The sequence below is a fragment of the Cryobacterium sp. PH31-AA6 genome (assembly GCF_030063195.1).
Taxonomy (GTDB): Bacteria; Actinomycetota; Actinomycetes; order Actinomycetales; family Microbacteriaceae; genus Cryobacterium.
Genome location: NZ_JASISS010000004.1, coordinates 159,085 through 173,648, shown reverse-complemented (window position 1 = coordinate 173,648; position 14,564 = coordinate 159,085). Strand labels below are relative to the sequence as shown.

The window sequence follows — 14,564 nt, the reverse complement described above, 5'->3', positions numbered from 1 at the left end:
ACGGCCCATTGTGGCGCATCGGCGTGCTTCCATCGCCGATCAGTGGGGAATTGGGTGCCGACCTGCGACGTTTCCCGCCCCGGCTCTCGAACGTCGTCTGACGTTCATCCGGAATCTCGACGAACGGCCTCGGGGAGACTTGCCGCGTTCCTACCGTGGGCACCATGACAATAAAGACATCCACCGGGCTGGTCGCCCTCATCGCGCTCGGCCTCGTCGGCGGGATTGCCGCGGCAGCGATCGTCCCCACTGTTGCCGGGCCCCAGGCGGACGGAACAGCCGTCACGCCGGTGGGCCAGCGGGTCACACCGACGGGTCGCCAGACCAGTCTGGGCGATCTCCCCCTGAACTCCGCTCTCTCCCCGGACGGGAAAACACTGCTCGTCACCAACAACGGGCAGGGCACGCAATCGCTGCAGGTCGTGGATGTGGCGGCCGGCACGGTCACGCAGACCATTCCGTATTCCTCCCCCGAGTCCCTCTACATGGGGCTTGCCTGGAGCCAGGACGGCACGAAGGCCTTCGCGAGCGCCGCAGCCAACTCAAAGATCCGCACCTACTCGTATGCCGACGGCGTCCTCACGGAGGGCGCCTCCCTTCCGCTGCCCGCCACCGCGCCCGACGGCAGCGCCCTCAATCTCTTCCCGGCCGGCCTGGCGCTGACCCCCGACGGAACGCACCTGGTCGTCGCGGACCAACTCGCCGACGCCGTCTCCGTGATCGACCTCGGCACCGGCGCCGTCGCGACCACCCCCGTCGGCCACCGTCCGCTCTGGGTGACGCTGGCCGCGGACGGACTCACCGCATATGTGACCAACCAGGGTGCCGCAAGCGTGTCGGTGGTCAGCCTCGCCGGCGGCGTACCGGCCACAACCGACACTCTGGAGACCGGGCTGCACCCGAACAAGTCGGTGCTGGCCCCGGATGCCGTCCACCTCTATGTGGCCGACGGGGACGCCGACACAGTCTCGGTCATCGACCTCGTAGCCGGTACCACGTCATCGATCAGCGTGGCGCCCACGGCGGACTCACCGATCGGGTCGAATCCCACCGGGCTGGCCCTCAATGCCGACGGATCGAAGCTCTTCGTGAGCAACTCAGGCAACAACGACGTGGCGGTCATCGACCTCGGCACGCGGACCGTGGACGGGGTCGTTCCCGTGGGGTGGTATCCCACTTCGCTGTCCTTCGCCGATGGCCGGCTGCACACCACGAACGCCAAGGGCCTGGGCGCCGGACCGAACAACGGTGACGGCCATCCCGACCCGGAATCGGGAGCGGCGACGGCCGAGGACCAGTACACCGGCTCCATGATCACCGGAACTCTGAGCAGTTTCGAGGTCCCGGTCTCCGGTGCCCTGAAGAAGGCGACCCGGCAGGTGGCCAGCAACAATCGCTCGGCCGAAGCGGCGGGAGAGGTCATCCCGCGTAAACCCGGTCAGAACAGCCCGATCAAGCACGTGATCTACGTGGTGAAGGAGAACCGCACCTACGATCAGGTACTCGGCAGCCTCGGCAGGGGCAACGGGGACCCTGCATTGAACCTCTTCGGCGACGAATCGGCTCCGAATGTTCGCGCCCTGTCGAAGCAGTTCACGACAATCGACAACTTCTACGCGGATGCGGAGGTCAGCGCGAACGGTTGGAACTGGGTCGCGTCGGCGAACTCGAACCCGTACGCGGAACAGATGTGGCCGGCCAACTACTCCGGCCGGAACGCCCCGTACCCCAGCGAGAACGCGAACCCCGAAATCGCGGCTCAGGAGCCGGACAACAGCTATGTCTGGCAGCGCCTGGCCAGGGCCGGGGTCAGTTTCCGCAACTACGGATTCTTCGTCGGCCTGGCCGGAGGGCAGGCCAAAGCCCAGGACCCGGTGCTCGACGCCCAGACCGACCACGACTACCGGGGCTATGACCTCTCCTGCCCTGATTCCGCGGGCACCTTCGCACCGCTGAAGGCGGACTGCGGTTCACCCCGGATCGACGAGTGGTCCAGGGACTTCGCCGCCAACGTCGCGGCAGGCACCGTGCCGACGGTGCAGTTCGTTCGACTCCCCAACGACCACACCCAGGCCACCCGGGCCGGGAAACCGACCCCGAAGGCCTACGTGGCCGACAACGACTTCGCCCTCGGCCAGCTGGTCGACACAGTGTCGCACTCCCGGATCTGGGGTGACACCGCCATCTTCGTGACCGAGGACGACGCCCAGAACGGCCCGGACCACGTCGACGCCCACCGCACTGTTGCACTGGCGATCAGCCCGTACACCCAGACCGGGAAGGTGGATTCCACCTTCTACAGCACCGCCTCGATGGTCCATACCATCGGACTGCTCGCGGGCATCCAGCCGATGACCCAGTTCGACGCGTTCGCGACGCCGATGAGCGCGTCGTTCACCTCGACCGCCGACAACAACCCGTATTCGGCGATCAGGCCGAGCTATGACATGACCACGGTCAACAGCGCGAACGCGCCGCTGGCCGGAGCGGTCGAAGGGCAGAACACAGATACCGAGGACAAGATCGACGAGCAGCTGTACAACCGGGCCATCTGGAAATCGGTGCACGGCGCCGGTTCGGAAATGCCGAAGCCGAAGCACTACATCATCGGCTCCGGTGCGGCAGCAGGAACGGACGACGACGACAACTGACCGAGGACGAGAAAGGCCCGGATCCCTGGGGATCCGGGCCTTTCTCGTTCGACCCTCGAGCCGCCGTCCTCGGAACAAGCAACAGCGTGTGATAGCGACCGATGGTGGAGATGCGGGGAATTGAACCCCGGTCCACTGCTGTGGTCATATGCCTTCTACGGGTGTATCCAGTGAAATCGTTTTACTCGGCTCCGGAATTTGCCACTGTCAGCTACTCCGACAAGCCCAGCCCTCGTTTAAGTCCCCCTACACCCCGCGGCTCAGAGTAGGAGCAATCTCTCTAAATGACGTCAGGATCCGGGTAGAGAGCATTCCCGGTCTGGCGGACTTCTTAGTGCGCTCGCTTAGGCAGCGAGGGCGAAGTCAGTGCGGTTTGATTTGGCACTTATCGTTTTGCAGAGATCGTTTACGAGATAACCCTGCATCCTCGACCCGCTTCTCATAATTGCGCAGGCAATGTCGAAACCGATCATCCCCATATGCACCCGATGCCGACGTGCGGCACTCAGGTGGGTCACTATCACACGCTGTTGAGTTTCCAAGTCTGCCCGGCGAGTTCTTGCGAACGCCCCGTGCAGCCTTTAACTCTACAACAGAATCTTCCGGGCGTCGATGTCTCGATCGCCGGCAAACCGCCCGGTCTTAGTCGCCCAGGTTCTTCCTGGCCGAGATGGCCCGGTCGGACTCGCGCTTGTCCTGGCGTTCCCGCAGCGTCTGGCGCTTGTCGTATTCTTTCTTGCCCTTGGCGACGGCGATTTCGACCTTGGCGTTGCCGTTGCTGAAATAGATTCGCAGCGGGACGAGCGTGTAGCCGCCCTCTTTCGTCTTGTGGCTGATCTTGATGATTTCCTGCTTGTGCAGGAGGAGCTTGCGCTTGCGCCGCGGCGGATGGTTCGTCCAGGTGCCGGCCTTGTACTCCTGGATGTGCACGGCATCCAGCCAGACTTCGCCCGACTCGATGAACGCGTAGCCGTCGACCAGGGATGCGCGCCCGGCCCTGAGCGACTTGACCTCGGTGCCACTGAGCACCATTCCGGCCTCGTACGTCTCCTCGATCAGGTAATCATGGCGTGCCTTGCGATTGGTCGATACGACCTTCTCGCCTTGTTCCCTGGGCACGGCTTACTCCTCAACGATGGTGGACCGGCAGCCCGGTGGCGGCCAGCCAATCAGTCTAGCGTGCGAGTGAGCCTCTCGGATCAAACCTTGAGATAGCGGGTGATCGCGAATTGTGCCGAGAAGGCTGCAAGCACCGCACCGACGACAAGCAGGATCGGCACCACGAATAGGGCGTCCTCCATCCCCACCAGGGAGAACCCCTTGAACCGCTCACCGAGGTAGCCCTGCACGAAGAAGTTCACGATGGCCACGATCGCTCCCCCCGCGAGGAGGGAACCGAGTAGTGCGGCGAAGACACCTTCGAGGATGAACGGGGTCTGGATGAATCGGTTCGATGCCCCGACCAGCCTCATGATCCCCAGCTCCCTGCGTCGTGAGAACGCGGAAAGCCGGATCGTGGTGGCGATCAACAGCGCCGCGGCCACCAGCATGAGCGCGGCGATCCCGATCGCGGTGTAACTGGCGACGTTGAGCACGGAGAAGATCTGGTCGAGGTACTTCCGTTGGTCGGCAACGTTCTCCACCCCCGAGACGCCGGACAGGCTCTCCACGAGCACATCGGACTGAGACGGGTCCTTCAGGTTGACCCAGAAGGTCTGGTTCAGCTGGTCGGGGGTCACATAGTCGGCCACCGGGTTGCCTGCGAACTGCTTCTTGAAGTTCTCAAAAGCCTGATCGTGCGTTTCGAAGTAGTACTTGTCGATGAACGGTGCCAGGGTCGGCGACTCGAGCTGGGCCGTGACCGAGTCGATCTGGTCTGCCGAGGCCTCGCCCGCGGTGCAGGTCTCGCCGGGCGAGATGGCGGTGCACATGTAGATCCCGACCTGAGCCCGGTCGTACCAGAAACTCTTCATCTGACCGACCTGCATCTGCATCAGGATGGCGGCGCCGACAAATGTCAGCGAGATGAAGGTCACGAGAACGACCGACACGACCATTGAAGCGTTGCGGCGGAGGCCGCTTGCGGCTTCGGAGAGCACAAGGCCGAGTCTCATCGGGTGGGTCCTACATTCTGTTCGCCGGACTGGTCCGTTTTCTCGCCGGGGGCGCGCAGACCGAGTTTCTCGGCCAGCGTCAGCTGTTCCGGCACGTCGTGCTGGGTGACCGGCAGCACCGGCCGCGTCATCGGACGGCCCGTCTCGGCGGGTGGAGCCTCGTCCGGCTCCGGGTCTGGCTGCCGCATGGGCATGCCCGTGTCGGCCGCGGTCGCGGACGTCTGCTCACGCCAGGGCCGGCTCGGCACCGGCGTCTGGCGCGCGGCGGGTGCCACGACCGGCTCAGGCGCGGAGGGATGGGTGAGCGGCTGGGCGGGAGCCGGGGCGAAGACCGACGGGAGGCCGGGGGCGACGGCGGGAAAAGCGGGGGCGTGCGCGACCGGGGCGTGCGCGACCGGGGCGTGCGTGACCGGGGCCGCAGAGTCGCGAGCCGCTGCGGCCTGGACGACTGGGACGGGAACCGCCGGGGCGTCGGAGTGCCGATGCGAACCGGAGCCCTCCGTGATGGTTGGAATGGCCGAGGTGGCATAGCCGCCCTGGCGCTCGTCGCGCACGATCTTGCCGCCGGCAAGCTCGATCACGCGGCGGCGCATCTGATCGACGATGCCGGCCTCGTGGGTCGCCATGATCACGGTTGTGCCGCCGGCGTTGATCCGTTCTAGCAGCGCCATGATGCCTGCGCTGGTCGCGGGGTCGAGGTTTCCGGTGGGCTCGTCGGCGAGCAGCACCTGCGGCTTGTTCACGATCGCACGGGCGATGGCCACGCGCTGTTGTTCACCACCGGAGAGTTCGTGGGGCAGTCGCTGCGCCTTTTCGGCCAGGCCGACCATCTTCAGGGTGTCCGGAACGGCTTCCTGGATGAAGCCCCGCGACTTGCCGATGACCTGAAGGCTGAAGGCGACGTTGTCGAAGACCGACTTGTTCGGCAGCAGACGGAAGTCCTGGAAGACCACTCCGAGATTGCGGCGGAAATACGGCACCTTGCGATTCGAGATCGACCGCAGATCCTGACCGAGCACGTGAATGCTGCCGCTGGTCGGTCGGTCCTCCTTGAGGACGAGTCGCAGACAGGTCGACTTGCCCGAGCCGGACGCGCCGACGAGAAAGACGAACTCGCCGCGCAGCACTTCGACGCTGACGGCGTCCAGGGCAGGTCGGTTGGTTCCCGGGTACTTCTTGGTGATGTTGTCAAAACGGATCATGGCCCCTTGAGCCTAAGCAGGCTTCTGGGTTTTTCCTACTGCGACATACCCAACCGCAGACTCGGACCGAAAAGCGGTCCGCGAGGCGCTAGTCCTTCGGTGCCTGCTTGCGCCAGCGGATTCCGGCGGCGATGAACGGGTCGAGGTCACCGTCGAAGACCTGGCTGGGATTGTTTGTCTCGTGGTTGGTGCGGAGATCCTTCACCATTTGGTAGGGCGCGAGCACGTAGCTGCGCATCTGGTCGCCCCAGCTGGCGGTGATGACCCCGGCCAGTTCCTTCTTGGTCGCGGCCTCCTGCTCGCGCTGCAGCAGGAGCAGACGTGACTGCAGCACCCGCAGAGCGGCGGCCCGGTTCTGGATCTGGCTCTTCTCGTTCTGACAGCTCACCACGGTGCCGGTCGGGAGGTGGGTGATCCGCACCGCGGAGTCGGTCGTGTTCACCGACTGGCCGCCTGGACCGCTCGAACGGAACACGTCGACTCGAATGTCCGTGTCGGGAATCTCAATCGATTCGGTCTGTTCGATCAGGGGCACGACCTCGACCGCGGCGAACGACGTCTGACGTTTGCCCGCAGAGTTGAACGGGCTCATCCGGACGAGCCGATGGGTGCCCGCCTCGACGCTCAGCGTGCCGAAGGCATACGGGGAATCAACCTGGAAGGTCGCGGACTTGATGCCGGCCTCCTCGGCGTAGCCGACGTCGAGAACCTGGACCGGGTAGTTGTGCTGCTCGGCCCAGCGCAGGTACATCCGCAACAGCATCTCGGCGAAGTCGGCGGCGTCGACGCCGCCGGCACCGGAACGGATCGTGACGACGGCGGGACGCTCGTCGAATTCGCCGTTGAGCAAGGTCTGCACCTCGAGCTGCCCGAGCACCTTCTGCAGGCTTGCGAGCTCGGTGGTCGCTTCCGTGGCGGATTCTTCGTCGCCCTCACCGTCATTGGCCATCTCCACGAGGACCTCGAGATCGTCGAGGCGGCGCTCGATACTCACGATCCGGGCCAGATCGGACTGGCGATGGCTGAGGGCGCTGGTCACCTTCTGGGCGTGCTCGGAGTCGTCCCACAGGTCGGGCGCGCCGGCCTGTTCGCTCAGGTCGGCGATGTCCGTGCGAAGCCGATCGATATCGATCACCGACCGGATGTCGTCAAAGGTGGCCCGCAGTGCGGCGATCTGCTCCGAAAAGTCCAGCTCAATCATGTCGGACCCCAGCCTACCGGGCCGCTCGGCGGAGGTCATTGCCGCGCGGGTGCTGAAGTAGCATCGAGGAGCCATGAGTAACGAAGAACGCTCCTTCAGCCTGCGCTCTGTTGCACTCGCCGCCTTCCTGCCGACCCTGCTGTTCTCGATCGGCGAGGGCGCGATCATTCCGCTCATTCCCATCGTCGCCAACAACCTCGGAGCGTCCCTGGCCATCGCCGGGCTGATCGCCGCGATGATCATGGTCGGCGAGCTCATCGGCGACATTCCCAGCGGCTGGGTGGTCTCCCGGATCGGCGAGCGCAACGCGATGATCTGGGCCTCGCTGCTCGCGATCATCGCCGTGCTGATCTGCATCGCCGCCACGAGCCCGCTGATGCTCGGCGTGGGCATCTTCCTCGTCGGCCTGGCGACCGCCGTGTTCGCCCTGGCCCGGCACGCCTTCATGACGACATACGTGCCACTCGCCTACCGGGCCAGGGCACTGTCCACCCTCGGCGGCATCTTCCGGGCCGGCTGGTTCATCGGACCGTTCATCGCGACCGGCCTGATCCGGGTGACCGGCAACACCCAGTCCGTGTTCTGGGTCTTCGTGGTCTGTTGCCTGGGCGCTGCCGCCATGCTCCTGCTGCTCCGCGACCCGTCGAGCACCTTCGGGAAGCCCGAGATGTCCGTCGCAGCCGACGGCACCGTGCGGAGCGCCGGCGAGGAACTGGCGGCCAAGGAATCCGAGGGGCTCTTCCGCACCATCTGGAGCTACCGGGCCGTGCTCGGCAAGCTCGGCTCCGGCGCGGGGCTGATCGGTGCCATGCGCGCCAGCCGCACGGTGATCCTGCCGCTCTGGGCCGTGAGCATCGGCATCAGCGAGCCGGACATCGCGCTGATCATCGGCATCGCCGGCGGCATTGACTTCGCGCTGTTCTACGCCAGCGGCCAGATCATGGACCGGTTCGGCCGGATGTGGACGGCGTTGCCGTCGATGATCGGCCTGGGCGCCGGGCACCTCGTGCTCGCGGCCACCCACGACCTGCCGAGCAACGTGGAATGGTTCATCGCCGTCGCGATGTTCCTGTCCCTGGCCAACGGGATCGGCAGCGGTCTGTTGATGACTCTCGGGGCCGACCTCGCCCCGAAGAAGAATCCGGCACCGTTCCTCGGTGCGTGGCGTTTCACGGCGGACCTCGGCGGCGCCGCCGCTCCCCTGGCGGTGTCTGGTCTGACCGCGCTGGCGTCCCTGTCGCTCGCGAGCGGAGTGATGGGGGTGTTCGGGCTACTCGGTGCGGTGATCCTCGGGCGTTACCTTCCGCGCTACGCGCCGGGTCGGCCCCGGCGACGACCGTAGGGAATGCCGGCCCCGCGAATCGCGTTGAATGGTGACATGCCATTGCACGGAGAATACGAGCCCAGCCCTCAAAAATGGGTACGCGACCAGGTCGACCTCTATGAGAGCTCTGGCGGACAGGACGGCACCACGATGCGCGGGATGCCCGTCATCGTGCTGACCACCGTCGGTGCGAAGTCGGGCAAGCTGCGCAAGGCCCCGTTGATGCGGGTGGAGCACGAGGGTCGTTATGCCGCGATCGCGTCGCTCGGCGGCAGTCCGAAGAACCCGGTCTGGTACGCCAACGTGGTCGCGCATCCGCTCGTCGAGCTTCAGGACGGTCCGCAAAAATGGGACATGGTCGCCCGCGAGGTCAGCGGCGCCGAACGGGACGAATGGTGGGCCCGGTCGGTCGCGGCCTACCCCGATTACGCGGACTACGAGGCAAAAACCGACCGCGTCATCCCCGTCTTCGTGCTCGAACCGGCCTCCGCCTCCTGATGGCGGCACGTTCGGCGACCCGCGGTCCGCTCATCGACCCGATCCGTCTGAGCGGACTCAGCGCCGCCGACCCGGCCGCCGTGCGGGCCGGCGGCAGCTACGACGCCCTAATCTTTGACGGTTTGGATCTGTCCGGCCGCGACCTCACCGGCGCCGGCTTTCTCGAGTGTGAATTCCACCGGGTCTCGCTCGACGGCGCGACCCTGCGCGGTGCGACCCTGGCCGAGTGCGTCGCCGGTGAAGTGCACGCCGCAGTGCTGAAAGCACCGCGCTCGAGCTGGCGCGACGTGCGCATCGAACGCTCCAGACTCGGCTCGGTCGAGCTCTACGAGTCCGAACTCCGCGGTGTTCACATCGACGGTTCCAAACTCGATTTCGTGAATCTGCGGAACGCCAGGCTCACCGACGTGCTCTTCTCCAACTGCATCATCGAAGAACTCGACCTCGGCAGCGTCGTCGCACAACGGGTGGAGCTGCGGGACTGCCGAATCGGCACCCTCGATCTGTCCGGCGCCACCCTCAAAGACGTCGATCTGCGTTCGACCGGCTTCAGCGTCATCCGTGGCCTTGACGGGCTCCGCGGCGCGACCATCGACGACCAGCAGTTGAGCTTGCTCGCTCCCCTGCTCGCGGCCCACGGCGGAATCGTCGTCGAATAGCGTCCCGCGGGTGCAGCGCCGCGCAGCGGCAGGATCAGGAGATCGCGCCCGCGGTGATCTCGAGGTCGGATTTCGGGCGATCGCGCTGGGTGGCGATCGAGACTCCGGCTGCCGTACAGACAACGACGATGGCCACCACCTGCTGCACCAGGAACGTCTCCCCGAGCACCAGTGCGCCGAACAGGGCCGCGACGACCGGGCCGAAGCTCGTGATGATCGCGTAGAGGCGCGGGGTGATCCGGCGCAGGATGTAGGTGTCGAGCGTGTAGGGAAAGGCCGAGGAGAGCACACCGACCGCGAGCAATAGCCCGACGACACTCCAATTCAGGCTGGAGTAGTCCACCGTGACGAGCGCGAACGGCACGAGAAGGGTCAGGCTCACGACGCTGGCCACCGAGATGCCTTCGAGCCCCGGAAAGGTCACGGCCACCCGCCGGGTGAGAAGAATGTAGGCCGCCCAGGATGCTGCGGCCGCCAGAGCGAAGAGGATACCGAGCAAGTTCAGCTCCCCCGCGGACCAGGTGAGCAGGAAGACCCCGGCCGCTGCTGCACTCGCGCAGATGAAATCGATGGGGCGCCGCGAGGACGCGAGAGCGAGGGCGAACGGGCCGAGGAACTCGATGGTCGCGGCCACGCCCAGTCCCAGCAGGTCGACGGCCTCGTAAAAGGTCAGGTTCATGATCGCGAGGACCAACCCGAGCGCCAGGGCCGGCCAGAGCCTGCGCCAGGACAGGTTCGCCAGTTTCGGACGGTAGAACGGCAGCACCACACAGGCCATCACGAGTTGCCTGACCGCGACCACGACGGGTGAGCCGACCAGCGGAATGGCCAGGCCGGCAAGCGAGGATCCGAAGTTGATGCTCACTTCGGTGGCGAGCTGTGCGCCCGCGCCAGCCAAACGGTCGCGCTGGGCGGTCACGGCTCTCCTCGTCCGCGCCCGAACGAGCGCGCTTTTGAGAGTACCGGTTCACCGGGACCGGTGTCCCCGCTCCCCGCTCCTTGCTCCCTTCTCCCTGCTCTCCGCTCCCTGCTCCCTGCTCCCCGCTCCTTGCGCCCTGCTCCCTGCTCCCTGCTCCCCGCTCCCCGCTCACCGGAACACGGATCTGGCAACGGCCGTGACCTCCAGCGGCACGCCCTCCGGCAGGAAGAAGGCCAGCACCGGCGGGCGCCAGATCGCGCCGAGCGAGACGGTGGCGCTCCGACCATCCGCCGAGTCGGCCCCGGTCAGCTGCACTCCGACCACTCCGCCATGGGGCGCAACGGTCAGGTAGGCCTCAGCGGCCGCACGCACCTCGACTGAGCGAAGCACCGGCCGAGGCGTCTGCGCTTCCAGGGACACGGCGTCGAGGGTGAAGGACTCGGCACCGGCGAGCGCGGCCCCGTCGGCCAGGGCGAGCAGTCGTTTGCGCTCGAGGTAGAGCGAACTCGCCCCGACGACGACGAGGATCAGAACAATGGCGAGGAATCCGTAGAAGATCGTCAGGATCAGGGTCGATCCCTCGTCATCGGATGCGCGGTGCCCCCGGGGCATCATCCGGCCCGCCGGAAACGGGAGACGGTCTGCGTGGCCACACCTTCCATCGGGATGCTCGCCGCACTCCGAAGGGAGAGCAGGTCGGGTACCAGCGGCAACGGCACCCGAATCCGCACGGTGACGGACACCGGACTCCGCCTGGCCAGGCATCCGCCGGCCCCACAGTCGATGGTCATCTCGGCACTGTCCCCGGGAATGCCGTAGTCGTCGAGTCCGACCCGCACCGCTCGGAGGGCACCGGCATACGCCGCGGCCTCGTCGGGCGCCTGCACGAACACGCGAGCGGCCTGCCGTGCGGCTCCCTCCACCGCGAAGGCCCCGCCCTGCAGCGCCGACAGGGCGACCACAAGGTAGACGAGCGGGACCAGAAGGATCATGCCGGCGGTGATGAATTCGAGGGAGGCCGACCCTGTGTCGTCGTGCGGCAGTCGGAGCCTCCGCCCCGTACCGGTCCGAGTCTCAGCCCAGGCGCTCAACGGCGGCATGGCCCACCACCTCCAGTCCGCGGTCGAGTCCGATCAGGCCAAGCAGCGGCAGGGGCGCGACAACCCGAACCTGCACGCTCGGGTAGCCGTCGTACTCGCCGTAGCCGGCCACGACATCCGTGGCGTAGCCGGGACCGAGCGCCACGGTGACCAGTTCCCTGGTGCGCGCGACGCCCTCGGCCAGGCTGGAATCGGCGAGCGCGGCGAACCGTGCACCCTCGGCCGCCGCATCGAGTGCGGTGTTGCGAACGTGCAGGGCGAGGGCCAGTTGCATGACGGTGAGGGTGAGCACCGTGAGGAGCGCGCCGACCATCACGAACTCGGCCGCCGCCGAACCAAGGTCCCCGGCGGGCCCGGACGTGCGTCGCAGGTGGGCCATGGTCCGCGGTCAGAAACCGCTCACGCGGTCGATGGCCTGCTGGAACACTCCGCTCAGGGCCGGGCCGGCGAGACCCCAGATGATGATGACCAGCCCGGCGGTCATCAACATGACTCGTGTCTAATCTCTTCCAGTGATCGCAACACTCGCGCGAGGTCGACCCGGCGTCACCGAGACCCGTTCAATCAGTGAGCGCAGGATCTCGCGCCGCTCCGGGACCAACAGTCGGTCCCACTGGGCTATCACCTCAGGCAGCACCACGAGCGGGGCGTGAGATGCCCGCACGGACGACGCCAGCAGTTCCGCCTCCAAGGTCTTGCGCTCGGCCTCCATCGCGTCACGCAGGCGCGTGTAGCTTTCCTTCGGGATACCCGAATCAATCAGCCGGGCCGTGAGAGCATCCATGCGCGCATCCAACGCCGTGATCTTCCGAGCCAACTGCGCCCCCGGATTCGCCACCGCCCGCTTCGGCCCGGTCTTGAGCGCCGCCGCCGCCGCATCCCGCAGCTCGGCCTCGCGCTCCACCAGCCACGCAAACACGGCAGCCTCCACCAGTGACGCCGTAGCATACCCGCCCGAATGTGTGCGCTTCGAATGAGCATCCTTGCACCGGTACTTCGCCACCTTGCCCGCCCCGAACTGGCCCGCCGTCATCTTCGACCCGCACGCACACCACACCATCCCCGACAGCAGGTACTCCGATCGTTCGATGCGCCCGTACGTGCTACGCCTCCCTCGCGCCTCCCGGTACGCATCCCATTCGGGCGGGGTAAGGATCGCTTCGTGCGCGCCAGGGGATAGTTCGCCACCGGACGAGATGAAACCGGCCGCGAACCCGGAATCCATGACCCGCCGCAGCGTCCGATCCGACCAGAGCCCGTCACCCTTCACCCCGTACCCACCAACCGGCCTCGTGCCGCCAGCATTCAGCCATTGCACGAGCGAATACATAGACTGCCCTCCGAGGTACCGGGTGAACGCCTGACGCAGTACGGGGCCGCTCACGGCGTCCACGGTGAACCCGGCGCCCTTCGCGTACTCATACCCGAACCGGGGTTTTCCATTCGCCGGCAGACCATTCCTGATCCGGCGCGCATGAGTCTCTTTCCACCCGTCCCCGATCCGCTCAGACTCGAAAGCGGCAAACTCTGTCATCATCCCTCGCGCAAGGCGACCCGTCGAGGTGGTGGTGTCGAGTGGTTCGGTGGCCGACTCGATGCGCCCACCCGCAGTTTGCACCCGGTCAGCGGCCACGGCCCAATCAAGCCGGGAGCGGGAAATTCTAGACCATTTCCACACGATTACCACATCAATTTCCCCGGCCTCGATCGCGGCCATGACCTTGGTAATTCCAGGGCGCTTGAAGGTTCGCCCGCTGATTCCGATGTCTTCGACCACGCTAAGGACCTCGTAGCCGTGTGCGGAGGCGTAGCGGCGGCCCTCGTGCTCTTGCAGTGCGCTGCTGATTGACTCTTCACGCGCTGTGGACTGGCGGATATAGATGCACGCCTTATCCATGGCGGCGCGAGGGGTAGACGTAATCTGGGTGTCGAGCCTTCCATCGAAGAAGGCGCGCACGGGTGCATGTCCGGCATGCGCGAGTTCCGTTCGGCCCGGGCTTCGTATTCTCCGGCGTGTACTCGTGCCCATTATTGCAATGCGTCTTGGCAGCATTCCTAGGCGCAATGCCGCGCCCACGCATGCAGTTTTCACCAAACGAGACCGGGTCGAGATGGGCCGGATTCACGCATGCGCGGTGCGGGCATGTGGAGTTTCCGGGACACGTTGCGTCAGCCGTGTGGCAGGTGTGGTCTAGCACAGCACCCTCCGGGATGGGGCCAATGAGCAATTGATATAGGGCGCGATGAGCGAGGACTGTCTTCCTGTGCCCATCCTCCCCACCGTCTGCGAGCAGGTGGCCATACCCTGCGCTTGTCTTGGCAGCGGTCCAGGGCCAGCACTCGCCCTCCCCTCGCTGATTGAACTTCTGGAAGATGCGGGTTTCGATACTTCGGCGCTTAGGGGGCATGCCTCAATGATATCTGGAAACGGTCCGCGTTTGTGCACCCTGGATTCTTCACGGTGCGTGGACTGGCGCAGGTAGAGCACCGCGCGGAGGCCGCTCATTTTGCGAGCCCGTCGATGATGGCCTGGCTCACAGGAGAGTTCAGGGTGGACCCGTTGCTGCCAGCTTCGACGCGGCGCAGCATCTCGGTTAGCAGTTGGTGGTCGGTGGCACGGGTGAGCGCTTCCTCAATTCCGAATTCAGCGGCTTCGCTGGGGGTGATGAAGCCGGCGGCAATGAACGCGGGCGCAAATCTGAGCCCGTAGGAACGACAGATAGCCACAACTGTCTCAATCGTTATGCTGCTGGTCCCATTGAGCTGCCGGTTCAAAGTGGACTGGTCAACGTTGGCTTTGATCGCGAGCGCACGGATGGCTTTTTCGCCTGTGACCTTGAGGAAATGGTCTTTAGTTCGTTCATTCATAACGTCATAATGTAGCAGTTTTGCTACA

At 65.7% G+C, this 14,564-nt stretch carries 14 protein-coding genes and 1 other RNA gene; 4 read left to right on the top strand and 11 right to left on the bottom strand.

The window, feature by feature from the left end:
- Positions 1-164 precede the first annotated feature (164 nt).
- The gene (locus QMG61_RS05520) at positions 165-2,651 is read left to right on the top strand and encodes an alkaline phosphatase family protein (protein WP_283493334.1); all 2,487 of its coding nucleotides are present in this window, start codon (positions 165-167) and stop codon (positions 2,649-2,651) included.
- Positions 2,652-2,753: 102 nt separating this feature from the next.
- Here QMG61_RS05520 and ssrA read toward each other — a convergent pair.
- From ssrA to prfB, 5 genes are all read right to left on the bottom strand, one after another.
- Positions 2,754-3,128: a transfer-messenger RNA gene (gene ssrA, locus QMG61_RS05515) on the bottom strand.
- A 165-nt stretch (positions 3,129-3,293) separates the two neighbouring features.
- Entirely contained in the window at positions 3,294-3,770 is a 477-nt protein-coding gene (gene smpB / locus QMG61_RS05510; RefSeq protein ID WP_134509681.1) for an SsrA-binding protein SmpB, read from the bottom strand.
- An 80-nt stretch (positions 3,771-3,850) separates the two neighbouring features.
- Positions 3,851-4,765 carry a permease-like cell division protein FtsX gene (ftsX, locus tag QMG61_RS05505; RefSeq protein WP_283493333.1) on the bottom strand — a complete coding sequence of 305 codons (915 nt, stop codon included), beginning with the start codon at positions 4,763-4,765 and terminating at the stop codon, positions 3,851-3,853.
- Complete coding sequence (ftsE, locus tag QMG61_RS05500; RefSeq protein WP_283493332.1) at positions 4,762-5,967, bottom strand: cell division ATP-binding protein FtsE; 1,206 nt, start codon at positions 5,965-5,967, stop codon at positions 4,762-4,764. Before ftsE ends, ftsX begins: the two co-directional genes overlap by 4 nt.
- Before the next feature lie 88 nt (positions 5,968-6,055).
- Positions 6,056-7,168 (bottom strand): peptide chain release factor 2, encoded by a 1,113-nt coding sequence (gene prfB, locus QMG61_RS05495; protein ID WP_283493331.1) that lies wholly within the window; start codon positions 7,166-7,168, stop codon positions 6,056-6,058.
- Positions 7,169-7,241: 73 nt separating this feature from the next.
- Here prfB and QMG61_RS05490 point away from each other — a divergent pair, with 73 nt between their 5' ends.
- From QMG61_RS05490 to QMG61_RS05480, 3 genes are read left to right on the top strand one after another with little or no spacing between them, the layout of a single operon-like run.
- The gene (locus QMG61_RS05490) at positions 7,242-8,510 is read left to right on the top strand and encodes an MFS transporter (RefSeq protein ID WP_283493330.1); all 1,269 of its coding nucleotides are present in this window, start codon (positions 7,242-7,244) and stop codon (positions 8,508-8,510) included.
- Positions 8,511-8,546: 36 nt separating this feature from the next.
- A complete protein-coding gene (locus QMG61_RS05485; protein ID WP_283493329.1) occupies positions 8,547-8,990 on the top strand; it encodes a nitroreductase family deazaflavin-dependent oxidoreductase in 444 nt (147 codons plus the stop codon).
- Complete coding sequence (locus QMG61_RS05480; RefSeq protein ID WP_283493328.1) at positions 8,990-9,649, top strand: pentapeptide repeat-containing protein; 660 nt, start codon at positions 8,990-8,992, stop codon at positions 9,647-9,649. The genes QMG61_RS05485 and QMG61_RS05480 overlap by 1 nt, the downstream gene beginning before the upstream one ends.
- A 34-nt stretch (positions 9,650-9,683) precedes the next feature.
- Here the strand turns inward: QMG61_RS05480 and QMG61_RS05475 are convergent, their stop codons facing one another.
- The 6 genes from QMG61_RS05475 to QMG61_RS05450 all read right to left on the bottom strand — a co-directional run bounded on the left by QMG61_RS05475 (position 9,684) and on the right by QMG61_RS05450 (position 14,536).
- On the bottom strand, positions 9,684-10,568 hold the full coding sequence (locus tag QMG61_RS05475; protein ID WP_283493327.1) for an EamA family transporter: 885 nt from the start codon (positions 10,566-10,568) through the stop codon (positions 9,684-9,686).
- A 168-nt stretch (positions 10,569-10,736) separates the two neighbouring features.
- Entirely contained in the window at positions 10,737-11,183 is a 447-nt protein-coding gene (locus tag QMG61_RS05470) for a pilus assembly protein TadG-related protein (protein WP_283493326.1), read from the bottom strand.
- Positions 11,180-11,668, bottom strand: coding sequence for a hypothetical protein (locus QMG61_RS05465; RefSeq protein ID WP_283493325.1), 489 nt, complete (start codon positions 11,666-11,668; stop codon positions 11,180-11,182). Before QMG61_RS05465 ends, QMG61_RS05470 begins: the two co-directional genes overlap by 4 nt.
- Entirely contained in the window at positions 11,643-12,047 is a 405-nt protein-coding gene (locus QMG61_RS05460) for a TadE/TadG family type IV pilus assembly protein (RefSeq protein ID WP_283493324.1), read from the bottom strand. The genes QMG61_RS05465 and QMG61_RS05460 overlap by 26 nt, the downstream gene beginning before the upstream one ends.
- Before the next feature lie 120 nt (positions 12,048-12,167).
- Entirely contained in the window at positions 12,168-13,625 is a 1,458-nt protein-coding gene (locus tag QMG61_RS05455) for a recombinase family protein (protein ID WP_283493323.1), read from the bottom strand.
- Between the two features lie 545 nt (positions 13,626-14,170).
- Positions 14,171-14,536 carry a helix-turn-helix domain-containing protein gene (locus QMG61_RS05450; protein ID WP_283493322.1) on the bottom strand — a complete coding sequence of 122 codons (366 nt, stop codon included), beginning with the start codon at positions 14,534-14,536 and terminating at the stop codon, positions 14,171-14,173.
- Positions 14,537-14,564 lie beyond the last annotated feature (28 nt).

Bases quoted from the DNA above. Each gene is read 5' to 3' on its own strand.
- QMG61_RS05465 (WP_283493325.1), bottom strand. From the start codon at position 11,668: ATGCCGCCGTTGAGCGCCTGGGCTGAGACTCGGACCGGTACGGGGCGG.
- QMG61_RS05490 (WP_283493330.1), top strand. From the start codon at position 7,242: ATGAGTAACGAAGAACGCTCCTTCAGCCTGCGCTCTGTTGCACTCGCC.
- ftsX (WP_283493333.1), bottom strand. From the start codon at position 4,765: ATGAGACTCGGCCTTGTGCTCTCCGAAGCCGCAAGCGGCCTCCGCCGC.
- prfB (WP_283493331.1), bottom strand. From the start codon at position 7,168: ATGATTGAGCTGGACTTTTCGGAGCAGATCGCCGCACTGCGGGCCACC.
- QMG61_RS05520 (WP_283493334.1), top strand. From the start codon at position 165: ATGACAATAAAGACATCCACCGGGCTGGTCGCCCTCATCGCGCTCGGC.
- QMG61_RS05485 (WP_283493329.1), top strand. From the start codon at position 8,547: ATGCCATTGCACGGAGAATACGAGCCCAGCCCTCAAAAATGGGTACGC.
- QMG61_RS05470 (WP_283493326.1), bottom strand. From the start codon at position 11,183: ATGATGCCCCGGGGGCACCGCGCATCCGATGACGAGGGATCGACCCTG.
- QMG61_RS05460 (WP_283493324.1), bottom strand. From the start codon at position 12,047: ATGGCCCACCTGCGACGCACGTCCGGGCCCGCCGGGGACCTTGGTTCG.
- ftsE (WP_283493332.1), bottom strand. From the start codon at position 5,967: ATGATCCGTTTTGACAACATCACCAAGAAGTACCCGGGAACCAACCGA.
- QMG61_RS05480 (WP_283493328.1), top strand. From the start codon at position 8,990: ATGGCGGCACGTTCGGCGACCCGCGGTCCGCTCATCGACCCGATCCGT.
- QMG61_RS05450 (WP_283493322.1), bottom strand. From the start codon at position 14,536: ATGAATGAACGAACTAAAGACCATTTCCTCAAGGTCACAGGCGAAAAA.